The sequence below is a fragment of the Desulfocapsa sulfexigens DSM 10523 genome, from assembly GCF_000341395.1.
Classification (GTDB): domain Bacteria; phylum Desulfobacterota; class Desulfobulbia; order Desulfobulbales; family Desulfocapsaceae; genus Desulfocapsa; species Desulfocapsa sulfexigens.
Genome location: NC_020304.1, coordinates 1,788,889 through 1,813,671 on the forward strand (window position 1 = coordinate 1,788,889; position 24,783 = coordinate 1,813,671).

Here is a 24,783-nt window from a genome sequence, read left to right on the forward strand (position 1 = left end):
TTTTGTAATGTTCCGTTGTTATTATTTTCCTTTCTCTTTCTGGGCCTTGGCGTATGCCGTTGCTGCGCATTCATTTTTTCCGAGATCAAGCTCTTCTTCCTTGTCGATGTCGTACTGCTCAAGGTTTGCATTGGCAAGACGAATGAGTGCGTATTCTGCTGGCTGTTTGCGCATATTATCTTTGATATACTTGACAAAGTCTTTCTCTTCAACCAGGGCAAAGACTTCTTTGTTGCGATCTTTCACCTCTCCAAAGGTCTGGCAGAAGATAAGGTCCGAATTTGCTTCACTCCAGTCCATGTAGTGTCCAGGAAGGACAAAAAGGGCGTCGTCAAGCTTTGCTACCTCACGAATAGTATTAAAAAGGAGAATGGCCCAGGAATCAACCTGTCCACCAAGGTCAGGTCGGCCAATGGATTGAATCAGGACAGTGTCGCCTGAAAACATATAGGAGTTGTCTAGGATAAAGGTAACAGACCCAGGGGTGTGTCCCGGGGTGAACAGTGCCTTGAACTCCGGGCCGCCGTTACTAAACGTATGGATTTCATTGTTGCTTAGCGGTGTATGGCCGGCTTTGGTCCCGTCAAAATCCTTGCCACCAAAAAATTCCGCTCCGGTCTGTTCGGCGATCTGCCGGGAACCCGATATGTAATCGGCCTGGAGGTGGGTCTCAAATGTTTTGGTGATTTTACAGTTCTTGGATTTGGCAAAATCAAGATAGAAATCGACATTGCGGCTTGGGTCAACGAGCATCATTTCATCACCAGAAGAAATGCCATAACTGCAGGATGCCTTACCTGGGCGGATGAACTGGTAGAGATTGTAATCCTCACCTTCCCGAATGGTCATGGGGACAAGAAGGTTCCCCCATGTCTTGATGCCTCCGGTAAGATAGCGAACATCATCAAAACCATGCTTGACCAGGATCTCTCCAACGTATTTTGCGGAACCCTCCTTGGCACAGACAATGCGCACTGCACGCCCTTTAGGGACTTTGGCAACGCTCTCATCTTCAATTTCCATAAAATCATAATAGGAGACGTTGATCATATCAAAGGAGTAGGGTGATTCAACCTGGAAACGATTGAAATCTTTTTCATTTCGTACATCGAGTACCAGAATGTCTTCTTTATCTGTAAGCCATTGAAAAAGGTCTTTTGCCTGGTAGGAAGAAAGTGTCATGGGGTATTCCTGGATATAAGAGTTAAGAGTATAGTATGTAAAATAGCTATTAATAACAGTAGTGTAATGGGAAAACTTACCATAAAGTACGCATTACCACAAGAAAAGGCTCATCCTATATGAGGTTTTTTTTAGAAAATGAGTTCATCGAAGTAGGTGATGGATGCATAGTCTGGGGAAAATTTGACTGGAATGCGTGAGCTGGGACGGGCTACGAAAATGGGGAATCCGATTCCGTATTGACTGGCGGAATGCAGTACTTTTGCTGTGTCATCGGCCAGGAGAGTGCTACTTTTACTGAAGCCAAGGTGATCCTCCAGTTTTTGCCAGAATTCAGGCTGTTCTTTGGCATAGCCTATTTCTTCTGCGCAAACGATTTGATCAAAATGTGATCCCAGTGCGGTTTTCTCCATCTTGATATGCAGCGTTTTTGAATGAGCATTGGTGACGAGATAGATTGTTTTGCCAATCTTCCGAGTGTAGTCTAGAAAATCTGTAACATAGGGATGAACCTTGATAAGGTGGTCGACCTTGCATTTCAGCTCAGGAATATCAAGGTCAAGCTGTTCAGACCAATAATCAAGGTCACACCATTGCAGGGTGCTTTCCACCTTCTGATATCGCTGAAGAAGGACTTTTCTGGCTTCCTCCTCGGAAAGGCTGTTGTTTTTTGCAAAGATCTTCGGGATATATTCTTCCCAGAAATGATCATCAAAATATTTGTCCAGCAGGGTTCCATCCATATCAAGAAGGACGGTATCTATCTGAGACCAGGAGAAACTCGGGTGTATCTGCACATGTGTCATATGAATCTCTTTTATTGTGTCAGTCCATTCAGTTCCGTTAATATATGTCGTAACACAGTAAACAGTCGTTCCGATGAGTCAATGCTGGCCGGGATAATTAACCTTCCATCGGGAGTGAGTCTTCGTGGAGGGGCCTTTCTCTTTTTACTGCCATTTTGGAGGTAGGCAAGAAGATTTCTGGGATCGAGAGGGGTGTTTTCTGTGAATGAGAACACAAAGGTATCCTTCCCCTTCTCGAGTTTACTGACCCCTAGCAGTGCCAGTTCTTTTTTGAGTGCGACAATCTTAAAAAGATTATGTGTTTCTTCGGGAACCGGCCCATAACGGTCGTCAAGTTCCTCAAGCAGATCCTCATACATGCAGGTTTCGGCCATCGAGAGTGCAGAAATACGGCGATAGGCGACGTAGCGCTGGCTGATGTCCGGGATGTAGGTCTCGGGTATATAGGCGGATATCTGAAGGTTGATTTCTGCCTCTACCGTGTCATCTGAAATAGCGGTATCGCCGCCAGCTGCTGCTCGAGCCTTCATGTCAGCGACGGTTTTCTGCAGAAGGTCAAGATAGAGATCATAGCCTATGGCCGTTATGTGCCCGGATTGGGACACCCCGAGCAGATTGCCGCCTCCACGGATCTGCAGGTCACTCATGGCAAGTTTAAACCCGCCACCAAGCTCATTAGATTCCATCAGGGCCCGTAGTCTGTCTTTCGAGTCTTTGCTCAAATTATCCAGTGATGGAACGAGTAAATAGGCAAAAGCCTGGGAAGATGACCTGCCAACCCGGCCGCGTAACTGGTAAATTTCGGCAAGGCCAAGGGTGTCTGCACGGTTGATAATCATGGTGTTTGCAGATGGTATATCCAGGCCTGATTCGATAATTGTTGTCGCCACCAGAACATCGATCTCGCGGTTTACAAATCTTACCATAATTTCTTCAAGTTCTTTGCCGTTCATCTGGCCATGTGCCACAGCAATACGGGCCTCGGGGACAAGTTCCTGCACCTTGCTTGCCATCCTGTAAATGGATTTCACCCGGTTGTGAACAAAAAAGACCTGGCCTCCACGGCGTAGCTCTTTCAAGACAGCCTCTTTGATAACCAGGTCGTCATAGCGTGCGACAAAGGTTTTTACGGGCCTTCTATGTTCTGGCGGACTTGAAATGACAGAGAGATCACGGATGGAGAGGAGTGACATCTGCAACGTTCTTGGAATAGGTGTGGCTGTGAGGGTGAGGATATCCACCTCGGATTTTATTCGCTTGATCTTCTCCTTATGGCTAACACCAAAGCGGTGTTCTTCATCAATGATAAGGAGACCAAGTTCCCGATAGCTGACATCCTTGGAGAGGAGCCGATGGGTTCCTATGATAATATCAATCTCACCGGTTGCAAGTTCCTTAATGATCCGTTTCTGTTGAGCCGCAGTACGAAAGCGGTTAATACATTCCACTGTAACCGGAAACCCCTGCATTCTTTCCCTGAAGGTTTTGGCGTGCTGTTCGGCAAGCACCGTAGTGGGGACAAGAATGGCGACCTGTGCCCCGTCTTCAACAACCTTGAAGGCAGCCCGTACTGCAACCTCTGTCTTGCCATAACCAACGTCGCCACATACAAGGCGGTCCATGGGTTGATCGCTGGTGAGGTCACTTATGACATCGGTAATGGCTTTGTCCTGGCCAACGGTTTCATCAAAGGGGAAGGATTCTTCCAGTTCGTGGTAGAGTTCTCCTGGAGGAGAGAACCGTCTCCCTTCACGGAGTTCACGCCTGGCATAGATTTCAAGGAGTTCCTCAGCAACTTTCCATACTTCTTCCTTCACCTTAGCTTTGGCAGCGCGCCATGATGCGGTACCAAGCTTGTCAATACGCGGTGATTTGTCTGAAAGCCCTTCGTAGCGACTGATGAGATTAAGGCGGTCAACGGGAAGATAGAGTTTGTCACCATCCCGATATTCAATGCACATGTAATCATTGACCACTCCCTGCATGGTAAGCGTTGCCATACCAAGATAGAGGCCGAGGCCATGGTCACGATGGACAACCACATCACCGTCGTGGAGTTCGGTAAAACGGATGGACTCGCCAAGTTTTTCCTTTGTCTTCTTTTTGTTGCCAATGCGCATTTCCCCGAAGAGTTCACTTTCGGAGAGGAAGTGTATCGGGGGAGTGGTAAGGGAAAAGCCTTCACTTAGAGGCTGATCACAGAGGTAGAGGATGTCACAACCCGCGGTCCTTGAGATTGTCTTCAGGTCTATGGGACTTTCAAGAAGTTCGATAGTGTGTTGATGTCTTTCAAGCAGCTCCGCAAGCGTTTTAGTTTGACGCAGGGATCGGCAGCAGAGAACAACCGTGTCACCCTGATTTTGCCAGGAATGAATCTGGTCGGAAAGTGGCGGTACCAGTCCACGTTCCTTGCGTTGCAGGCTGATATCCTGTTTCAGAATCTGGTGATTTGTGGCAGTTAGAGTGTGAAAATTGTTGATGTCCGTGGTGGTAGAACAGTGAAGATTTGCAAAAGAGGCCATCTTTTCCCTGGTTTCTTCAGGAGGAAGAAAAATCTGGTTTGGATCAAGCGCAGGGGTATGTAAGGATTTTGCCTCTTCATAATTGTTGTTGATCCGTTCCTGAACCACGGCACGGGCCTGCTCCTCCATTTCAGGGGAAAAATGAATTAAGCATGTGTCCTTGGGAAGAAAGTCAAAGAGGCTGCTGACAGACTCAGTGTCGGGATAGAAAACAGGCAGAAAAAATTCCATACCTGGAAAGCGCATAGCAGAAGCGATCCGATCTCGGATCTTCAGACTTTCGTCGCTTCCCCAGGCAAGTCTGCTACTTTCTTTATCGAAAGTATTCAGAATCTGCTTCATCCTGGTAGAAGAGGGGGATGGATAACTGATATCACTGGCCGGAAGGATAATGGCCTCATCTATTTCACAGATGGAGCGTTGACTGATTGGATTGAAACCACGGAGTGATTCAATGGTGTCACCAAAGAAGTCAAGGCGTATTGGGGACGTGTGAATTTCCTGGCCTGCCTGAAATGAAGGCGGGAAAATATCAATTATTCCTCCACGGATGGAATAGTCTCCGACGCTTTGAACGAGATTAACCTGTTCGTATCCGAGATTATTCAGTTTTCGAAAAAGATCATCCCGGTCACATTCTTCACCAGAGAGAAGGAGTTCGGCATGAGCGAACAGAAATTTTGCGGGCATTGTACGCCGCATCAAGGCTTCTGCTGAAACCACAAGAATGGAGTGGTTTTTTGCAACGGTCTCATGAAGACGGTACAGGGTTGATAATCTGGCTGCGGTGGTAAGCGGATCAGGTGAGAGTGGTGTGTAGGCGGGGATTTCGTAGCCGGGATAGGTGAGGACAGAACGGTTTGTGAAGAGTTTCAGATCCTCTTCAACCTGGACAACCATCTCCTCGTCGGGGACGATACAGCAGCATGTTTGCATTTCAGCTTGCAGTGCTGCCAGAAGAATTTTGGAGTTGCCACGCAGTGATGAACATGTGAGGGCAGTGCTACAGGGGATCGGGCCTGTTGAAAATGGAGTATGCATGAGGGGTAAATAAAATTGCCGGCTGCATGGAGTGCATGCAGTCGGCAAAAAGAAAAAAATATGTGAAGGTACTTTTTACCCGTAAGGGGGATTGTACAGAGTACCGGTTTACTTTTTGTGTACCGGTCTTAGAAGGAACCACCAATGGAGAAATCCCATACGGTGGTATCTTCATCAGGCTCGGGGTCGAGATTGTACCCCCAGACCAGTCGCAGAGGACCCATGGGAGATAACCAGCGGAATTCAATCCCTGTTCCCTTGTTGTAACTATCAAGATTCCAGTCTTCGTCATCAGCTACAACTTTACCGGCGTCAAGGAAGATTACACCTTGGACACCTGCCTCGGGCAGGAGAGGGAATATGTATTCTAGATTGGTGTACCACATCTTGTCACCACCAATACGGTCTCCGGTCTCCGGATCAATGGGACTTGCTTTTCCGTATTCATATCCTCGAATGGTGTTTATGCCACCAAGGTAAAAACGTTCGTAAACCGGTAGTTTTCCAGTCTCGTTTTCCCATATTTGGCCGGCTGCTGCCTTAAAGTGAAAGACTGTGGTCCAGGGCATGGGAAAATACCAGCTGGTAAAGGCTTCGAGCTTGGTGAACTCAGCATCACCACCAAAAGGACCTCCAGCATATTTAACCGTAATAGAGTTTTCTGACCCTCTGCTGGCCCCGTTTATCCGGTCACGGGTATCACGAATTAGTCCAAATTTCACAGCACTGGTTACATTGATGTCCATGGAGTCGACGATGATCTGGGATGCAAATTCAGACACATTGGAAAGTGTGGTGTCAGTATAGCTGTAGCTTCCATAGCCGCGCCATCTTTCAAAAAGTGGATATCCGAAACGAAGGGCACCTCCTCTTGAGTCCTTGTCGTAGTCGTCGTACTCCCGGAACCAGTTGAAAATGTCAGCACCCACCGAGAGATCAGAATCACGGAGATGAGGGTTGGTATAACTCAGATTGTAGCGGTTTGAGTTACCACTAATGTTGGCGGCAAGTGAAAGCCTGTCACCCCGGCCAAGGAAGTTGTTTTCGGAAATCTCACCCATAAGCATGAGTGAATCGACAGAACTGTATCCGGCGCCGATGCTGAACTGTCCAGTGGATTTTTCCTTAACATTTACTGTAACGTTCATCTTTGACGGGTCAAGGGCCGGTTCCGGAACAATATTAACCTCTTCAAAAAAATCAAGACGCTGTAGGCGCTGGGTACTGATTCGGATGGCTTTAGAATCAAAAACACCACCTTCTGCAATTTTTAGCTCACGGCGGATAACATTGTCACGGGTACGGCTGTTACCCTTAATTGCAACTCGCTGGATATAAACAAGGTCACCTTTTTTAATATCAATAACGACATCGACCCTGGCACCGGTTGCTGAACGATTGGTCTTTGGTCGAATATCTGCAAAGGCAAAGCCCTGTTCAGAATAAAAATCTGTTAGTTTAAGGATGTCTTCGCGCAGAATCTGGCGGTTGATGAATTCCTCATTCTGAATTGTCAGGAGGCTGCGTAATTCCTGCTGGTCTACGATCAGGTCCCCTGTGAATGATACGGTTCCAACTCTGTAGCGGGGGCCTTCTTCTATGGTGAATGTGATATATAACCAGTCATCTTCCTGGGTGACTGTTGGATTACCTATCTTTACTTCGAGGAACCCCTGGTTGTTATAGAAGGATCCAAGTCTGGCCACGTCTTGAGCTAGCATCTGCTGCTTCATCAGTCCTGTCTCGGTGAGCCAGGAAAGCCAGTTTTTGGTACCCGACTCAATGACATCTTCAAGGTCATCGTCGTCGAAGCTCTTATTGCCGATAAAGTTGATTTCTTTAATATAAATTTTGTCACCCTCGACAATCACGTAGCGGAGTTCAGCGTGTTCGTCATCGGGATAGCTGATCTGGGCAGTAACGCTGGTATTGTAATAGCCTTTTGATTTGTAGAGAGCTTTTATGGCGTCAGCCCCGTTATTGATCTTGTTTGAATTAAGGATTGTATTTATACCGATATTTGCAGCTTCAGACACTTCGATTTCTGTGAGGGCATCGAGTCCTGAATATTCGATACTTCGGATTATGGGTTTCTCCGTTACTTCAAAGGTAACGATCTTTCCTGCTTCGCTTTCTTCCACTTCGATACGAACGTCTTCAAAGTAACCCATTTTGAAAATGGCTTTCAAGTCTTCCCGTAGAGTGGTTGGATTGTAAAAATCCCCTGACTTTGTTTTGATTTGGCGGGAAATGGCACCGGAGTCAATACGTTTGTTGCCGCTGGGGGTAATGGTTGCAATAATGAAATCTCTTTCGGTGTAGGAGATGACCTCTCCTATTACTTCTGAGAGAGTACCGCCAAGATTTTCCATGGATTCGCCATGGCGGTAGTAGTACTTTGGGGAACCGGGTGAGAGAAGGTCAAAAACCTTGTAGTCAATACTGATCTGTTCTCCAATGACGGTGAGACTTCCAACGGCCACATAGTCGAGCCCTGTGGTTGCTGCAATTTTCTGGAGACTCTTGGCTTCGGGGGGCCAGACTCCGGCGTAACTGACAAGTTTTTCCGCCTCTTCCCGTGACATCATTGTAAAAGAAGTTGGGAAAAGAGCATTGGCAAGTGCACTGTCGGTTTGATCAGCAATGGTCTGTTGATCGGCAGGACTGTTAATTTTAAGTGGCAGGTAGGTTGTGTTTTGTTCAATTGCTGTTGCAAGTCCCGGAAAGAGAAGACACAACGAGGCAAGAAAAACGAGTAACAAGCTGGCTTGTTTATGTTTCTGTTTGGTGAATGGGTCGGAAGAGGCGATGACTTTTCTGCTGTGGCTCATGTGTTGTCCTGTTTCTCTATAAGGAAATGATTTGTCTTGTGGGCAGGAAGCCTGTCCGCATTTCATAACATTCTCAGGTGTGACTGAACTTAAGAAAACCGATTACTACTTTAAAAATTTCATACTATGCCATGTTTAGTCTTTTTTGCAAAGGGCGCAAAGCTATAAAGAGGGAAAAAGAACAGGATCCTTTGGTTATGTTTGCTGGTGGTGGCTTTTTTATTTCATCAAGGGATACGGAGTTCAGTGAATGGTGTAGTGGAATCCTGGTGAACACTCTCAAGGAGATCCGCCGGTGATTGCTCAAAGTCATGTGACATTGTATCCGGGCCAAGGACTTCCTCGTTAAAAGTAGAAATCATATTCTCATGTGTCCAGCGGGTGAGATAGTAGACAACTAGTTCGGGAAGTTTTGTGTAAATGGTTTCCGTTGGGAATGGGTCAACAAAACTTGAGTCTTGAAGCTTTTGGGCGGACAATGTTTGCGTCTTGTAGAAACTTTCAAGAAACATGAGCTCCGGGGGCAGGCCGCCATTAATGCCGATGCGTGACAGGCCCTTAAGGAGAAACTCCAGCATTTTTTTGCCAAATTTAGCCATGGAGTAGGGCACATAAATCTCTCTTGGACTTTTGAGTTCAAGAAATGAGCGAATGGTGAGGATAAGATCGGCAAGTTCCACTGGATGTTTGTCAACAAAGTGATAGGTCTGGCCACTGAATTCCTTACGATTTATCAGAATATGATGGATAAAATAGGGAAACTTGTTGGCATTGGAATAGGAATGCATGATTTTCTTTTTTGTGAACATGACAGGCATGGACTCATCGGCTATGGAAAAAAAGAGGCGATGGAATCCCTGGGTTTTATGGTCGTGTTCTCCGTACACAATAGCTAAGCGAACGCAGGTGTAATCAAGGCCTACGGTGTTGTACATATGCCGAAGCGTTTCTTCGGCCATGAGTTTTGACTTCGCATAATTATTAAGCTTCGGGTCAATGGTTAGTGAATCAGTTTCTGTGAGGTTTTCACCATTTGGCAAGGTGGCGGCTGAACTGATATGAATATAGGGGATCTTAAGGGCTGCTGCAGCTCGGGCAAGATTCAGGGCGCCTATATAATTGACTTCAAGTGCCAGTTGGGAATCTGCACCTATATTGGCTATGGCTGTGTTGATTACAAAATCGGGTTTCACACGTTTTAGATAATCCTTGATATCGACGGAATTTCTAATGGAGAGTTTTTTACTGCTTGGTGCGCGCAACTCTATGGTGTCTGGGGTTCTGGTTTTAAAGTAATGGGCCAGAGTACCACCAATAAGTCCAGATCCGCCAATGAGGACGCCTAGAAGTTTTTTGTGTGAGGGGTTGTCCTGTGTCACTGTGAAAATATGTTTACCCCTTAAGGAGGTACTAAACTGAGTACCGGTTTACTTGCCATTTACCGGTGTTTGAATTTGTGCAAGGTACGATCTTTCATTTCCTGATGCATTGGTTTTACGTATTACCACGAATTTTTTGAAAGGTCATCTTTTTGCTACTGGTTCGAATGAAAAAAAGTTATATTATTTTGTGAAGTTGCCAGAATAAAAGGGGAAAACAGAGTGGAAAACCTTCTTTTTTTTCTTGATTATGCCTGGGCTGTCCGATCTCCATACTGACTGCAAAAAATATTTTGTATACTCCCGTTTTAGCTACGATGGCCATTTCTATTACCAGGAGCCTGTCTGTGTTTTTCTACAAGACCTAAGTGAAATGGTATAGAATTTGATACACTAAAGAGCAGCAAGTGAGGGCATGGCAGGTTTGGGATGTGTTCTGAACTTTGCTGCCAGATAGTAGGATTTAATGAAAAAAGTGGTTTACTCTTTTATATAAATGGAAAAATTACGAAGGATAACTAAGGCCGGTTTGTGCCTGCTATTTCCGTCCGCCTGTCCCTGTTGTAATGCGGTGACAGGAGACGATTTGCAGCCGCTTTGCGAGGTATGTTTTGCACAATTGAAATTTATAAAGAGTCCGTACTGCTCCTGTTGCGGCAGAACATTTTCAAGTGGTGGTGAGAACCATCTCTGTGGTGTATGCTTGACATCATCCTGGGCGTTTGACAGGGCCCGCTGTCTGTTTTTTTATGAGAAAATTATTGCAAAATTGATTCATGACCTCAAATACTCAGGAAAAACTCAAGGGATAAGTACCTTTAAGTGGCTCAGCGAACAAAGCAATGTCTTGGGTGATCTTGATGTCCCGGATTTCATCCTTCCTGTGCCTCTTCACATAAAACGTTTGCGAAAACGTGGATTCAATCAGGCTTTGGTTCTGGCCAAGTTGCTTTTTCCCAATGAAAAGCGAAAAATCAGGCATAACATTCTTCTTCGCAGAACGGATACCCAAGCCCAGGCAGGTTTAAGTGGTGTTGAACGGCGTGAAAATTTAAAAAACGCATTCGTTATTGATAGGGTATCGGAGTTGATCGGGAAAAAGGTTCTTATCCTGGATGATGTTTTTACAACTGGCTCAACAGTTAACGAATGTGCAAAAGTACTAAAAGCGGCAGGATGTACCAAGGTCGAAGTGTTGACCATATGTCTTTCAGGAAAAATTTTCTCGTAATTTCCACAGTGATTCCCTCAAGTCTGCTATATTTTATCAGGAACTCAGAAAGCTAAAGAATGAACCCTGTCGACGATGTTTGGTTTACCAGTATAGCTGTTGTGGAGTGTGGTTGTTTTCTGTCATACATCCAGACTGTAAGCTTTTTGTCTACAAAATGTTCACTTTTCAAAGAGGCAGTGAAAAGAACTTAGAAATTCGGGCTGTTTTTTTCAAGGGGGGATTGATGAAGAAGGGTTGTTTTGGGGAGTTTTTAGGGGAGTTACGTCTATGGTAACGGGGGTGTGTGTTCGTGTGAAGTGTGGTGTATGGAAGGCCAAAAAAAAATTAAAAAAAGAAAATTCAGGGAAAATCGAGTGTACTCCCTGATATAGCGTGAACCTCTGATGTCGTTGTGTGTTTTGTTGAGATATTTGTCGTTTTGTTTAGTAATTTTGAATTATTTGGAGTTAAAGAAAAACGGAAATTTGTTGATAACTTGCCCTGATGCTGACTAACGTGTGAAGATAACAGCATATTGAAGAGGTCAGGCTGTTCGGCCTATGAATAAAGGGTTTGAAAGAGGTGATTTCTGCAATCCCGTCTCTGCTGGGCTGTTTGGGGAGTGGGTGATAATATGTGGTACTGATGGGAAAATTTGGTAGGATCGCCTTTGACCGAAATCGGGAAGTGGAGTTAATTCCCCCGCATGAGTCGCGGTGCTGAATCACAGACTGTGACCATCCTAAAAGAGAGGCAGGGTCGTCTGTCTCTTCTTTTCAAAGAGATGACTTTCAGTAGTTTAGAAAAAATTATTAAGGCTTGTAAAGCTGGATAATTGGTGAATTTGGCGTGAATTCGTTGTCAGAAATGATACGCTGAGGATAAGATATGGCGTGGGAACAGGTACAAAAAGCATTAAAGGACCATCTTGGTGACTCTATTTACAACCTCTGGATTGACCCTCTGGAGTGTGTTTCTTACCGTGCTGATGAGGTGAGGTTAGCTTGTCCTGATCGCTTCTATCGTGCCCATCTTGATCGTAATCATCTGGCAACGGTTCAGCAGATTGTAACTGAACTCTCCGGAAATGACTGTAAAGTTATCCTTTGTGATAAGGAAACCGCGATTCTGCCGGCAGCGCAACCAAAGGGACAGCTCAGGTTGCCGCATATTCCTGAACGAAAATCCGTTGTGCGCGCTCTACACCCAAGGTATACCTTTGATGCCTTTATGCTCGGTGAGTCAAACCTTCTTGCTCAGTCTGCATGCAAGTCAATGATTAACGGAGATGATACGGTTGGATCCTGTCTCTATATTAATAGTTCAACCGGTCTTGGCAAAAGTCATTTAACTCATGCGGTAGCCCATGCTCTCCTGGCCGATTCTCCCCAAACCAGACTGCGTTATGTAACTGCTCAGCAGTTCGCTTCTGAAATGGTGCGCAGTATTCAGAGCAGAAGTATGGATACGTTTAAATCGGTTTATCACGATCATTGTGATTTTCTGCTCGTGGAAGATATTCACTCTTTACAGGGGAAAAAGAAAACCCAGGAAGAGATGAACGAATTGCTCGACGCCCTTATCAAGAGTGGTAAACGGGTCATTCTCACAGCAAATAATGCGCCAAGGGATCTTAAGGGTATTGATAATGAATTTCGTTCCCGCATGGGTGCCGGACTTGTGACAACCATTCAGGCACCTGATCTGGCCACCCGATATCGTATTGTGGAGCATAAGGCAGTGCAGAGTGGTTTGAATCTGGAAGAGGATGTTATTTCTTATATTAGTCAGCAGATTCAAGGTGATGTGCGACGTATAGAGTCAGCTCTTCTTTCACTGAGCGCTAAGGCGACTCTTGCTGGTGGGGCTGTTGAAATGGATATGGTGCGTGACGTTGTCGCTGAGATTGTGGGTTTATCGACTAATCTGACAACCACCCTTATTGGAGAGATTATCAGTCGTGAGTTCAATGTGAGTTATAAGGACCTGCAGTCGCGGTCTCGAAAAAAGGTCATTAGTTTTCCTCGTCAGGTTGCCATGTATCTCGGGCGTAAGCATACTGAAGAGTCTCTCGGTGAGATTGGAAAAGTTTTTAACCGAAATCACGCCACTGTCCTTCATGCTGTCAAGGTCGTTTCTGAACTCTGCAGGTGTGATACTTCAGTGCGTCGTCAGATGGAAATTTTAGATCGAAAAATGGCCGAAATGTAGACTGGGACTGCCTCGAATTTCTCTTTTTTGTCAGCAGAATTCTCTTCCTGTCCTATCCTTTGTTGTGCACTCCTGTTTTTTCAATATGGCTTTGGTTTGCTAAATCGTCTATGATGGGGCATGTTTTCATGCCTTGAGCAATTTAATCATACTAGAAGAAATTTGAGGAACTCCTATGACCACCCAAGAGATTATTTATACCAAAGTTGACGAGGCGCCTTCTCTGGCCTCCTATTCGCTCCTGCCAATTTTACAAGGATTCACAAAGGGATCCGGGTTCTCATTGGTGGAAAAAGATATTTCCCTGGCAGGTCGTATTCTTGCCAATTTCCCAGAGAAACTCACCCCTGGGCAACGAGTTGCCGATGATTTAGGGGAACTTGGTCGGCTTGTCAAGGAGCCTGAGGCCAATATCGTTAAGTTGCCCAATATCAGTGCTTCCATCCCGCAGCTTACCGGGGCAATTAAGGAACTTCAGGACAAGGGATACGATATTCCTGATTATCCTGCAGAGCCTCGGAATGATAAAGAAAAAGAATTGCATGTTCGTTACTCCAGGGTGTTGGGTAGTGCGGTGAATCCAGTGTTGCGAGAGGGGAATTCTGATCGCAGGGCTGCCGCATCAGTGAAGAAAAATGGCCAGAAAAACCCTCATCGTATGATGAAGGAATGGCCGAGTGCGTCTCAATGTCGTGTAAGCCACATGGATGATGGAGACTTTTACGGGAGTGAAAAATCGGTCACTGTCAGTACTCCATGTGATGTGAGGATTGAGTGTGAATCAGAAGATGGCACAGTAACCGTATTAAATTCCAGTGTTCCGCTTCTTGCAGGTGAGGTGATCGATGCATCGGTCATGAATGTCCGCAGGTTGCGTCAGTTTTTTGCAGATCAGATTGCGGTGGCTAAAAAAGAGGGGCTTCTGCTTTCGCTTCATCTAAAAGCAACTATGATGAAAGTTTCCGATCCCATCATGTTTGGTCACTGTGTTTCCGTTTTTTACAAGGATGTTTTTGATAAACATGGGGAGTTGTTCGCGACCCTTGGAGTGAACGTCAATAATGGAATTGCTGACGTTTACGACCGTATTGGGGCACTGGGAAACACTCAGCAGGAAGAGATAAAGAATGATATAATGGCAACCTATGAACGCAATTGTGAGCTTGCCATGGTCGATTCCAGTAAGGGGATTACCAATCTCCATGTGCCTAATAATATTATTATTGATGCTTCCGTCCCCGTTGTTGTCCGTGATGGGGGCAGGATGTGGGGGGCGGACGATAAGCTTCATGATACCAATGCCATGATTCCTGATCGTTGTTATGCCACAATCTACCGGGAGGTCGTGCTTGACTGTCAAAAAAATGGTGCCTTTGATCCAGCTACCATGGGCAGTGTTTCAAATGTCGGTCTCATGGCTCAGAAGGCTGAGGAGTATGGATCCCACGATAAGACGTTTGAGGCACCGGTGAATGGCACTGTCCGCGTGGTTGACGAAACAGGAAAGATACTTCTTGAACAGAGTGTTGAGAAGGGTGATATCTTCAGGATGTGTCAGACCAAGGATGCACCTGTTCGTGACTGGGTGAAACTTGCGGTAACTCGTGCCAGGGCAACTGGCTCTCCAGCCCTCTTCTGGCTTGACCCGGATCGTGCTCATGACGCCGAAATTATTGCCAAGGTAAAACAGTATCTTTCAAATCACGATACAACGGATCTTGACGTTCGTCTTGTTACTCCTGTCCAGGGGATGCAGGAATCTCTCAGGCGTATCAGAAAGGGAGAGGATACAATCTCGGTGACAGGCAATGTTCTTCGTGATTACTTAACTGATCTTTTCCCAATTTTAGAGCTTGGAACCAGTGCTAAGATGTTATCCATTGTTCCCCTTATGAATGGTGGCGGCCTCTTTGAAACAGGGGCTGGCGGGTCTGCCCCCAAGCATGTCCAACAGCTGTTGACTGAAGGTCATTTGCGCTGGGATTCTCTGGGTGAGTTCTGCGCTATGGTGCCCTCTTTTGAGCACCTTTCTGCAACATTTAAAAATGAGAAGGCGGCACTCTTTGCCGAGACACTGGATCAGGCTATTGGGGATTTTCTCGCAAGCGAGAAGTCACCGTCCCGCAGAGTCGGTGAGATTGATACCCGAGGCAGTCACTTTTATCTGGCACTGAGCTGGGCAAGGGTACTTGCTACACAGACAAAAGATATTGATTTGCAGAAAAAATTTACTGCTGTCGCCAAGGCACTTACTGATAATGAAACAGAAATTGTTGATGAAATGATCAGTTGTCAGGGGCAGGCGGTTGACGTGGGTGGTTACTATATGCCGGAGTTGTCTAAGGTCTCTGCTGTTATGCGTCCAAGTAAGACATTCAATAGAATTGTTGATGGATCGTAGTGGGATGCACTGACTTCGGTGAGATGGGTGACGGGGTGGATGCTGGATGCACCTGCTATTTACCCCGTTGCTTTTTTTTTATCTTCCCATGACACCGTGTAAGAACTCTCCTGTTGTGGGGCCAGGAAAAATAAGCCGTGAAGTTTGTAGTCCCATGTGCTGCGTTATGAACATTTTGTAAACAAAAAAGTAACGCATCAACTGCACTCTATTGTTTTACTAAATGTTCCCCCCCCTCAAAAAAAAAAGGGTACTGAGAAAAACACGAGAAAGGCGGGCTAGAAGTAGACCTTTTTCACTTCAGCGTTATCTTCTCCATCATCCTGTTCGCCCTGCCTGATTGCCTCACTCACGCGAAAGGCGGTTTTGATCATATCGTTAAGCCCAATACCTTCCCATCCAAATCCTGTAACATACAGCCCCTTTTCTTCTTTCATTATTGTATTGCGCCATTTGAGAAGTGCGGGGTACCCCTTTTCCAGTTGTGGGATTCCCCAAGGCGAGCGAAGGACTCTGGCGTATTCTGGCGGTTGGGGAAGGTTCAGGAGTTGCTGTAAATCCTGCACTGCCTTTTGAATCAATGTGTCATCGTCGAGTTCAAGGCGTTCGGGGTGTCTACGTCCTCCAATCAGTGCTTCCAGCAGAATATGGTCCTTTGGGGCACGACCTGGAAACATGTTGGAGGAGAAAAGTGCCCCAAGGCAAAACCGCTGTTCCCGTTCCGGTGCCAGATAACCAAAACCTGGGGGGATATGTGCTTCCTGGCCAAAACCCATGGCAATGGTGACAATTCGGGCTTCGGGGATTGTTGCAACTGGTGCTGCTGTAACACTATTTGCTAGAAGAGAAAGAGACGCGTTGACGGGCAGTGCCAGCACAAGATTACGGCAGCTATAGGTTGTCTCTGCCGTTGTCACTTCCCAGCCGTTGCTGTTTCGTGAAATTCGTGTTGCAGGACAGTTTCTGTGTATCTCGTCATTGCTTAAATTTTCGTATAGGCGCTCCGCCAATCTCCCCATGCCGGTAGGAAAACTGGTCATGGCGGGAAGGCCCTTCTTTTTCCCAGGTTGCTTTGCCTTTTTTCCTGCCTTCATCTTTTTTAACAGACCGTAGATGACGGAGCCATGCTCCTGCTCAATCTTGCGTACTCCGGGCATCACGCCATCAATAACCAGTCGTTCCAGATCTCCTGCGTAGGTTCCTGTAAAAACTGCGTCAACGTAGGGGAGTAATGCTTTGCCAAAACGGTATTTAACCCATTCACCTACCGTGGGCTCACCCTGCAAAGGTTTCTTGAAAAAGTCGCCGGCAACGCGCAGCTTGGCGAGAGGAGAGATAAGTGGGGCTGCAAGAATTTTCAGCGGTGATTGGGGGATGAGTCTGAGTGTGGCATCCATGCAGACATAGCGAACAAACTGGGAAAGAGGTGCCTTGAGGCACTCTTTGTCAAGTCCTGTTTCTCTGAGGAGCGTCTGCGATTCCAGACAGTTGTCGAGGAATCCGTGAGGGCCACCCTCGGCAATGTAACCGGACTCTGCATGGCTGGAGATAGCACCTCCTGCTCTGTCAGACTGTTCGAGCAGGAGAATGGAATGGCCCGGGATCTGTTTCAGTTTCCAGGCAACCGTCAGCCCTGAAAGCCCGGCTCCGATGATCAGCGTATCTTTTTTCATTGATTCCATGTCCTGATGATAGTTTGTCTGGCCCAGCGTGACGGAATGCTTGACAGTAAAACATATGTGCTTATCATTTTGGCCGACTTGATAAGAAAAAGCAATGGAATTGAGGGTGGTTTTCCCCTTAATTCCTTATGAATTGTAAGAGGAGGAAGTACAATGACAAACCAGGCTACAACCCATGAATTTCAAGCAGAAACAAAAAGACTTCTGGATATCGTAATCAATTCGCTTTACACCGAGCGTGATATTTTTATCCGGGAGCTTATCTCCAACAGCTCGGATGCACTTGAAAAGATGCGCCATGAGAGTTTAACCAAAGAAGATGTCTTTGATGCTCACGTTCCCCTGGAGGTGAGTATTGATCTTGATGAAGAAAAGCATACCATGACAATCACCGATACTGGTATTGGAATGACACGGGCAGAGCTTGAAACTAATCTTGGAACTATTGCCCATTCCGGTTCGGGCAAATTTGTTGCGGAGCTGGCAGAAGCTGCACGTAAGGATGTGAATCTTATTGGTCAGTTTGGAGTAGGCTTTTATGCAGCCTTTATGGCGGGCAGCAAGGTGACTGTGCAGAGTCGTTCCTGGGACGGATCTGAAGGAAATGAGTGGGTTTCAGAAGGCGCAGGAAGTTTCACTATCTCCGAAAAACCGGGTCTTCACCGTGGCACAAAAATTATTATAGAACTGAAAGATGATGCCCATGATTATGACAAGAAATGGAAAGTTGAGGGCATTATCAAGCAGTACTCCACTTTTGTCCCCTTTCCCATCAAGCTTGAAGGTGAGACCGTAAACACGGTTCAGGCCATCTGGACCAGAAATAAAAGTGAGATCACCGACGAAGAGTACAATGATTTCTATAAATTTGTCGGAAATGCATTTGACGAGCCTCATTATCGACTCCATTTTTCAGTTGATGCCCCACTTGCCATTAATGCGGTTCTGTTTGCCCCTAAGGAAAACTTCGAAGCCATGGGGTTTGGCCGTGTTGATCCCGGTGTGAACCTCTACTGTCAGAAGGTTTTGATCGATCAGCATTCAGAGAACATCCTTCCCGAGTGGCTACGTTTTCTGAAGGGTGTGGTGGATAGCGAAGATCTACCTCTTAATATCTCCCGTCAGGCTCTTCAGGACAATGCGCTGGTTATGAAACTCCGTAAGGTGATCACCAAGCGGTTTTTGAAGTTTCTGGCAGAGGAGGCCAAGCGTGATTCCGAATACTACCTTGATTTCTGGAACACCTTTGGCATTTACTTGAAAGAGGGGGTTACTTCGGATTTCGAATTTCAGAAGGAACTGGCACAGCTTGTCCGGTTTGAGTCCTCTCGCTCCGAAGATGGCAAGCCCACCTCACTTGCTGAGTATGTTGAGCGGATGGCAGAAGGACAGGAAGAAATTTATTATATCAATGGTCCTAGTCGTGCAGCCATCGAGGCTGGTCCCTATGTTGAGATGTTTAAAAAGAAAAACATCGAAATTGTCTATACCATGGAGCCGATCGATGACTTTGTGCTCAACCATTTGGGTGAGTTTGAGGGCAAGAAACTGGTTTCCGCTGATCGTGCAGATCTTGATCTCTCAAAGAGCGGTGATGATACGGACAGCGATGAGGAGACTGCCGAAAAACTGAGCAGCGGTGACAGCAGTGATCTTCTGACCTGGTTGAAGAAAACCCTTGAGGATAAGGTCGCTGAAGTAATTGAGTCTAAGCGTCTGGTGGACTCCCCGGCAATGATTGTCAACCCCGATGGCTATATGACTTCTTCCATGGAGCGGATTATGGCGGCAAGTCGTATGGAGAAGGGTCTTGCCCACGAGGCCAGTAAAAAGAATCTTGAGGTCAACCTTTCAAGTCCGCTGATCAAACAGCTTGCGGATCTTGTTAAAAGTGATGAGTCCTTTGCCTCTGATGTGGCATTCCAGATCTATGATAATGCAATGATTCAGGCAGGTCTTGTGGTTGATCCTATGGTGATGGTAGAGAGGAACTACAAAATTCTAAGTAAGGCTGTTGGTGTTTGAGCCACTTAGGTATTGAAAAAAGCACTTCATCACGCTATAGAACGGTTGGAAATCACTAACTCTACGGTTTTTTCAACCGTTCTTTTTTTTAGCTGGAGATTCCTATGCTAAACAGTATTCGTTTTTTTGGTTTTTCATGTATTCTTTTTCTGATTCTTGGGTTGACGGGTTGTTCCGGAACACCTACGCGTCACCTGGTCTCCGATGTAAGCATGATTACATCCGGTCAGTCCTCCCGTGAGGATGTGCTTGCTCTTATGGGAGTCCCTGATTCTAAACGTATGGTGACTCCTGCTATCGAGGAGTGGGTCTACTACGAAGAGGATCGGGCGCTCCTTCAGAGTACACCGTTTGTAGGTGGAGTTTTTAATGCTGACGGTTATAACATGGTGCTTATCACCTTCTCCGGGGATATGGTGGCAACCTGCAATTATCGCGGATACCTTGATGATGAGTTTGACTGGCAGGACGATTATTCCTGGCAGGAGACTGAAAAGCAGTGACAGACCATTTTGTCACAGTGCGGGAGCGCATGGTACAGGAGCAACTCCTGTGCCGTGGTATCAGTGATGAACGGGTTTTGAAGGTTATGTCAGAGGTGCCCAGGCATCTTTTTGTTGAGGATGCTCAACGAGCAAGAGCCTACGGCGACCATCCTCTTCCCATCGCCAGTGATCAGACGATTTCTCAGCCTTTCGTTGTGGCGGCTATGACTCAGGCACTGCACCTGCAAGGAACGGAAAGGGTTCTTGAAATTGGCACTGGTTCAGGATATCAGGCCGCTGTACTCTCCAGGTTGTGCGAGAAAGTGTTTACTGTTGAGCGAGTGCATATTCTCCTCTCTGGAGCCCGTAAGGTTTTTGATCAGCTCCATTACTATAATATCCTCTCCCGTCTTGATGATGGCACCATGGGCTGGCAGGAGCATGCGCCCTATGATGCGATCATTGTCACAGCAGGTGGCCCCGAGATTCCCCAACCCTTGATAGATCAGCTTGCAGATCCCGGTCGCATGGTGATTCCTGTCGGTGAACGTGAAGTGCAGGAGTTGCTTCTTCTCACGAAGCAGGATGGTGAGGTTGCCGTCGAACGCCTCGAAAGCGTCCGTTTCGTAAGTCTGATTGGAGAGCATGGGTGGAAATGACAGTGATGTTTGTTGCTTCTGTGGCAAGATAAAAGGTTATGACTGAAGAAGTAGCCAAACAACGTGGACTGATACGCCGTCTCTATGACTGGATGTTACACTGGGCTGACAGTAAGTATGGCCTGTTGGCTCTTGTTGGTCTCTCTTTTGCTGAGTCAAGTTTTTTTCCGATTCCTCCCGACGTGTTACTTATTGCTCTGGTTCTTGGAGCACCAACACGCTGGTATAACTATGCGTTCTGGTGCACTCTGGCCTCCGTGGCCGGGGGGCTGGCAGGCTATGGTATTGGAGTTTTTGCCTGGGATACGATGGGGCGTTGGATAGTTGAAAATGTGGCCCATGTGACCCTTGTGGATGTGAATGGACGGCTTGATATCGCACTTCCGTCATATCTTGTTTCAAGTATGGGAAGCTCGCTTGGAGGAGAATACCTGTTTCAGGTCTATGATTACTGGAATGCCTGGATAGTCTTTATTTTTGGTCTGACGCCTCTGCCGTATAAGTTGACCACCATCACAGCTGGGGTCGCCCATATCAACTTACCCATTTTTCTGATGGCGTCATTTGCTGCGAGGGCCTGTCGCTTTTTCGTGGTTGCCTGGCTTCTGCATAAGTGGGGCCCGCCTGCTAAGGAGTTTATAGACAAATATTTTAATATTCTCTGTATTTCCTTTGTTGTCCTGCTAATTGGTGGTTTTGCGGTCCTGAAATTCGTTTTTTAGTTGTGAGGCTTACGCAAAAAAAAGTCCTGGTTCCTTGGCGGAAGTGATCCGGGCTCACCGGGCGTTTGCCTCATAGCGATCCCAGGACAGTGGCAAGATTTCGAACTTCTGTCATGCATTCATTGAGGTCAAACGAGAGAAATTTACGCTCCTTTAATACGATAGTTCCATTGATAATAACCGTTTCAATATCTGCTCCATTGCCACTGTAGACCAGGGAGTCTGCACTGTAAAAGGGTTGCAGGTGAGGCTCTGCCAGGTTGAGCAGGGTGATATCTGCTTTGTATCCTGGTTTGATTCTTCCAACGTCTGTAAGGCCCAGGATTCTCGCATTATTGACAGTCGCTGCTGCAAGAGCTTTTCTGGCTGGCATGGCTGTGGCGTCAAGTGTCCGCAGTTTCTGACTTTTAGCCAGGGTATCCATTTCCCGAAAGAGGTCCAGGCCGTTGTTGGAGGCACTTCCATCTGTTCCGAGTCCGATTGGAATCCCCATTGTGTCCATGGTGGATGTTGCTGCAATTCCCGATGCCAGCTTGAAGTGACTTTGCGGACAGACCACTACTCCTGCGCCGCTTTGCTGAATAATTTTTCTATCGTCTTCATCAAGCCAGATACCGTGAATAAGAACGGTGTTTTTGTCCAGGAGATCGAGGGCTGCAAGGTGGCGAATCGGGCTTGTTCCCTGCGGGTCCATAATGTTTCCCATCTCATCTCTACTTTCTGCAATATGAATGAAAAAAGGAACCTGATGTTCTGTGGCAAGAGCTTTTGCTGATTGCAGGGTCTTTGGAGAGCAGGTGTAGGGGGAGTGGGCGAATACCCCAGGGGTGATTCTGTCATCCCTGTCCTTCCAGTCGGTTAGAAAAATGTTTACGGTATCAATATTTGTTTTTGGGTCGACAACACCGGGGGCTGGGAAATCCACGATACCCTGAGCTGGGATGGCCCGCATTCCTGATTCAAGGAGTGCACGTGCCGCTTGGTCTTCATAGAAGTATCCGTCTGCCACAGTGGTTGTACCGGAGAGAATCATCTCGGCCGCAGCAAGTTTTGTGCACCAGTAGACCATTTCTGGATTCACATGAGCAGCTTCCGCAGGAAAGATGTGGTCGTTCAGCCATTCTCCAAGCTCAAGATCATCGGCAAGTCCACGAAACAGAGTCATTGCACAGTGATTGTGTGCATTTATCAGGCCTGGCATCAGCAGTTTCCCAGTTCCTTCAATCAGGGTAGTGTCTGGAATTTCAGGCATTGATTCCATAGATCCAGAGGAGTGGATCAGCTCATCCTTACATAAAAGCCACTGGTTTTCTTTAAGTGGTGTGTCCGGATCCGTGAAAAGAGTGACATTGCTGATTAGTATGGAAGTGTTGGGCATGTGTTGATCCTTGCAAAAAAATGGGCTTTTTATCTTTGAGCAGGGTATACTATCCTATTTTAAATAATTTGTCTTTACGTTTGATATTACTAGTTTTTACGCCCTGTTAAGGATGCAAGGAGTTATGTATGGGTTTTCGTTGTGGGATCGTTGGGCTTCCAAATGTCGGGAAGTCTACAATTTTTAATGCTTTAACTGCTGCTGGTATTGATGCTGAAAATTATCCTTTTTGCACCATTGAGCCAAACGTGGGGATTGTGCCTGTACCGGATAAGCGCCTGGATGTGCTGGCTGAGATGGCCAATACAAGACGCAAGGTGGCCACCCAGATGGAGTTTGTGGATATTGCAGGTCTGGTGAAGGGAGCCAGTCAGGGTGAAGGTCTTGGAAATCAATTCCTCGGTCATATAAGACAGGTGGATGCCCTTGTGCATGTGATTCGCTGTTTTGAGGATGAGAATATTGTCCATGTGGATGGCTCTATAGATCCGGTCAGAGATAAAGAGGTGATCACCATGGAGCTGATTCTTGCAGATCTTGATACCGTGGAGAAACGGCTCAGGAAGGCTCAGTCCCTGGCAAAGTCCGGTGATAAAAAACTGAAGGCCCAGGCTGTTTTTCTTGAGCGTCTCCGTGATGTGCTCGATAGTGGTGCATCTGCCAGAACCCTTGAGCCTGAAGGGGATATGGAAAAAGAGATGATGAAAGAGATGTGTCTTCTGACTGACAAGCCTGTTCTCTATGTGGCCAATGTCAAGGAAGAGGATGTGACAGATGGAAATGAGCATGTCCGGGCCCTTGAAAGACTCGCTCAGGAAGATGGTGATGGAGTAGTTATCATAGCTGGCTCAATCGAACAGGAGTTGAGCCAGCTGGACCAGGAGGAGAGGCAGGAATTCCTCGCCGACATGGGAATGGAAGAGCCGGGACTGAACCGGTTGATCGCTGCCGGTTATAAATTACTTGGCCTGATCACCTATTTTACTGTTGGTGAAAAAGAGACCAGGGCCTGGACGATCTCTCGTGGAACTAAGGCGCCGGGAGCAGCAGGGAAAATACATTCTGATTTCCAACGGGGTTTTATTCGTGCCGAAACCATAAGCTATGATGATTTTGTTGCCTGTGATGGTGAAAGCGGGGCTAAGGAAAAAGGGGTAATGCGCTCCGAGGGAAAGGAATATGTCGTGGCAGACGGTGATTGTCTGAATTTTCGCTTTAATGTTTAAGGGAAATTTCCTGAGATGCACTTTCATCAACCCTCTGATACTCCATTTCGCATAGCCAGGAAGCCTTTTTATGGTCAGCAGCAGGCAAAGAATCTGCTGCGCAGAAGTCTTGCTGCAGATCGTCTGGCCCATGCCTATCTTTTTCGGGGGCCGGAAGGTGTCGGCAAACAGCTGTTTGCAAGGGGGCTTACAGCTGCGGTTAACTGTAACCACAGACAGGATCTCTCTGCCTGTGGTGTCTGTTCCTCCTGTAAAAAGTTCGCAGCAGGCACACATCCTGACTTTCTTCTTGTCTCTCCGGAAAAGGGGACTATCAAGATTGCGCAGATCCGAAAACTCATCAAGGATCTCTCCTTTGCGCCCTATGAAGCTGGGACACGTGTGGTACTTATTGAAGATGTACACACAATGCGCCAGGAGGCGGCAAACAGTCTCCTGAAAACACTTGAGGAGCCACCTCCCAACAATCTTCTGATTTTAACTGCAGATTCGGCTGGACATGTATTGCAGACAATTCTTTCCAGGTGTCAGACAGTGCCCTTTTATCCACTGAGCTTTACGGAGACAGTGGAGGTTCTGAGGGGGCAGGATGATAAGCTGGATCTGCAGACAGCTGTGCTCCTGGCCAGGCTGGCTGAAGGTAGTCCTGGCAGAGCTCAACTGTTTCAGCAGCTTGATCTCGTTGGAGTCTGGCAGGATCTTCTTGCCGTGCTTACTGTGCAGGGGAGTGACGAAGCTCTGGATGTCAGCAGGATATTGATGATGGCAGAATCGATGGCTGCCCTGAAGGAGAATTTACCTCATCTCTTTTCACTTGTCAGGCTCTGGATTAGAGATTGTCTCTTCGAAATTCATGGGCAACGAGTGGATACAGAGACTCTGAATACACGGAAAGACTGGAATTCCGAACAGTATTTTGCTAAACTGCAGGCGATCAGTCAGGCAGAAAAAGAACTTGCCCGAAATTGTAACCGGACACTTGTGTGTGAAGTGCTTCTCTTTCGGCTGAAAGAATAGAAG

Annotated in this window: 16 protein-coding genes and 1 pseudogene; 10 read left to right on the top strand and 7 right to left on the bottom strand. The window is 46.7% G+C overall.

Going from position 1 to position 24,783, the window contains the following annotated elements; translation table 11 throughout:
• Positions 1–21: 21 nt before the first annotated feature.
• The 5 genes from UWK_RS07960 to UWK_RS07980 form a co-directional block, all read right to left on the bottom strand.
• Positions 22–1,182 (bottom strand): MBL fold metallo-hydrolase, encoded by a 1,161-nt coding sequence (locus UWK_RS07960; RefSeq protein ID WP_015403851.1) that lies wholly within the window; start codon positions 1,180–1,182, stop codon positions 22–24.
• A 131-nt stretch (positions 1,183–1,313) separates the two neighbouring features.
• On the bottom strand, positions 1,314–1,988 hold the full coding sequence (gene yrfG, locus UWK_RS07965; protein ID WP_015403852.1) for a GMP/IMP nucleotidase: 675 nt from the start codon (positions 1,986–1,988) through the stop codon (positions 1,314–1,316).
• Positions 1,989–1,999: 11 nt separating this feature from the next.
• Positions 2,000–5,446, bottom strand: a complete 3,447-nt coding sequence (mfd, locus tag UWK_RS07970; protein WP_167320732.1) for a transcription-repair coupling factor — start codon at positions 5,444–5,446, stop codon at positions 2,000–2,002.
• Between the two features lie 233 nt (positions 5,447–5,679).
• A complete protein-coding gene (gene bamA, locus UWK_RS07975) occupies positions 5,680–8,382 on the bottom strand; it encodes an outer membrane protein assembly factor BamA (RefSeq protein ID WP_015403854.1) in 2,703 nt (900 codons plus the stop codon).
• A gap of 227 nt (positions 8,383–8,609) precedes the next feature.
• Positions 8,610–9,761, bottom strand: a complete 1,152-nt coding sequence (locus tag UWK_RS07980; protein WP_015403855.1) for an NAD-dependent epimerase/dehydratase family protein — start codon at positions 9,759–9,761, stop codon at positions 8,610–8,612.
• Positions 9,762–10,257: 496 nt separating this feature from the next.
• On the opposite strand from UWK_RS07980, the pseudogene UWK_RS20145 reads away from it, so the two are divergent.
• From UWK_RS20145 to UWK_RS07995, 4 genes and pseudogenes are all read left to right on the top strand, one after another.
• Positions 10,258–10,455: pseudogene (locus UWK_RS20145) on the top strand (double zinc ribbon domain-containing protein); the annotation flags it as partial.
• 9 nt (positions 10,456–10,464) lie between these two features.
• Positions 10,465–10,992: a ComF family protein gene (locus UWK_RS07985; RefSeq protein WP_167320733.1), complete on the top strand. Its 528-nt coding sequence runs from the start codon at positions 10,465–10,467 to the stop codon at positions 10,990–10,992.
• An 870-nt stretch (positions 10,993–11,862) separates the two neighbouring features.
• Positions 11,863–13,185 carry a chromosomal replication initiator protein DnaA gene (gene dnaA, locus UWK_RS07990; protein ID WP_015403857.1) on the top strand — a complete coding sequence of 441 codons (1,323 nt, stop codon included), beginning with the start codon at positions 11,863–11,865 and terminating at the stop codon, positions 13,183–13,185.
• 175 nt (positions 13,186–13,360) lie between these two features.
• Positions 13,361–15,586: an NADP-dependent isocitrate dehydrogenase gene (locus UWK_RS07995; protein WP_015403858.1), complete on the top strand. Its 2,226-nt coding sequence runs from the start codon at positions 13,361–13,363 to the stop codon at positions 15,584–15,586.
• 278 nt (positions 15,587–15,864) lie between these two features.
• Here UWK_RS07995 and hemG read toward each other — a convergent pair whose 3' ends face one another.
• On the bottom strand, positions 15,865–17,259 hold the full coding sequence (gene hemG, locus UWK_RS08000; protein ID WP_015403859.1) for a protoporphyrinogen oxidase: 1,395 nt from the start codon (positions 17,257–17,259) through the stop codon (positions 15,865–15,867).
• A 162-nt stretch (positions 17,260–17,421) separates the two neighbouring features.
• Between hemG and htpG the strand changes: the two genes are divergently transcribed.
• From htpG to UWK_RS08020, 4 genes are all read left to right on the top strand, one after another.
• A complete protein-coding gene (gene htpG, locus UWK_RS08005) occupies positions 17,422–19,293 on the top strand; it encodes a molecular chaperone HtpG (protein ID WP_015403860.1) in 1,872 nt (623 codons plus the stop codon).
• Positions 19,294–19,397: 104 nt separating this feature from the next.
• A complete protein-coding gene (locus UWK_RS08010; protein WP_015403861.1) occupies positions 19,398–19,796 on the top strand; it encodes a hypothetical protein in 399 nt (132 codons plus the stop codon).
• On the top strand, positions 19,793–20,437 hold the full coding sequence (locus tag UWK_RS08015) for a protein-L-isoaspartate(D-aspartate) O-methyltransferase (RefSeq protein ID WP_015403862.1): 645 nt from the start codon (positions 19,793–19,795) through the stop codon (positions 20,435–20,437). Before UWK_RS08010 ends, UWK_RS08015 begins: the two co-directional genes overlap by 4 nt.
• A gap of 38 nt (positions 20,438–20,475) precedes the next feature.
• Positions 20,476–21,159, top strand: a complete 684-nt coding sequence (locus UWK_RS08020; RefSeq protein WP_015403863.1) for a YqaA family protein — start codon at positions 20,476–20,478, stop codon at positions 21,157–21,159.
• A 70-nt stretch (positions 21,160–21,229) separates the two neighbouring features.
• Here the strand turns inward: UWK_RS08020 and UWK_RS08025 are convergent, their stop codons facing one another.
• A complete protein-coding gene (locus tag UWK_RS08025; RefSeq protein WP_015403864.1) occupies positions 21,230–22,537 on the bottom strand; it encodes an amidohydrolase in 1,308 nt (435 codons plus the stop codon).
• A 128-nt stretch (positions 22,538–22,665) separates the two neighbouring features.
• Here UWK_RS08025 and ychF point away from each other — a divergent pair, with 128 nt between their 5' ends.
• Both ychF and holB read left to right on the top strand, forming a co-directional pair.
• Positions 22,666–23,763 (top strand): redox-regulated ATPase YchF, encoded by a 1,098-nt coding sequence (gene ychF, locus UWK_RS08030; RefSeq protein WP_015403865.1) that lies wholly within the window; start codon positions 22,666–22,668, stop codon positions 23,761–23,763.
• Between the two features lie 15 nt (positions 23,764–23,778).
• Positions 23,779–24,780, top strand: coding sequence for a DNA polymerase III subunit delta' (gene holB, locus UWK_RS08035; RefSeq protein ID WP_015403866.1), 1,002 nt, complete (start codon positions 23,779–23,781; stop codon positions 24,778–24,780).
• Positions 24,781–24,783: the final 3 nt, after the last annotated feature.

Bases quoted from the DNA above. Each gene is read 5' to 3' on its own strand.
- UWK_RS07960 (WP_015403851.1), bottom strand. From the start codon at position 1,182: ATGACACTTTCTTCCTACCAGGCAAAAGACCTTTTTCAATGGCTTACA.
- yrfG (WP_015403852.1), bottom strand. From the start codon at position 1,988: ATGACACATGTGCAGATACACCCGAGTTTCTCCTGGTCTCAGATAGAT.
- mfd (WP_167320732.1), bottom strand. From the start codon at position 5,446: ATGCAAACATGCTGCTGTATCGTCCCCGACGAGGAGATGGTTGTCCAG.
- bamA (WP_015403854.1), bottom strand. From the start codon at position 8,382: ATGAGCCACAGCAGAAAAGTCATCGCCTCTTCCGACCCATTCACCAAA.
- dnaA (WP_015403857.1), top strand. From the start codon at position 11,863: ATGGCGTGGGAACAGGTACAAAAAGCATTAAAGGACCATCTTGGTGAC.
- UWK_RS07995 (WP_015403858.1), top strand. From the start codon at position 13,361: ATGACCACCCAAGAGATTATTTATACCAAAGTTGACGAGGCGCCTTCT.
- hemG (WP_015403859.1), bottom strand. From the start codon at position 17,259: ATGAAAAAAGATACGCTGATCATCGGAGCCGGGCTTTCAGGGCTGACG.
- htpG (WP_015403860.1), top strand. From the start codon at position 17,422: ATGACAAACCAGGCTACAACCCATGAATTTCAAGCAGAAACAAAAAGA.
- UWK_RS08010 (WP_015403861.1), top strand. From the start codon at position 19,398: ATGCTAAACAGTATTCGTTTTTTTGGTTTTTCATGTATTCTTTTTCTG.
- UWK_RS08020 (WP_015403863.1), top strand. From the start codon at position 20,476: ATGACTGAAGAAGTAGCCAAACAACGTGGACTGATACGCCGTCTCTAT.
- UWK_RS08025 (WP_015403864.1), bottom strand. From the start codon at position 22,537: ATGCCCAACACTTCCATACTAATCAGCAATGTCACTCTTTTCACGGAT.
- ychF (WP_015403865.1), top strand. From the start codon at position 22,666: ATGGGTTTTCGTTGTGGGATCGTTGGGCTTCCAAATGTCGGGAAGTCT.
- holB (WP_015403866.1), top strand. From the start codon at position 23,779: ATGCACTTTCATCAACCCTCTGATACTCCATTTCGCATAGCCAGGAAG.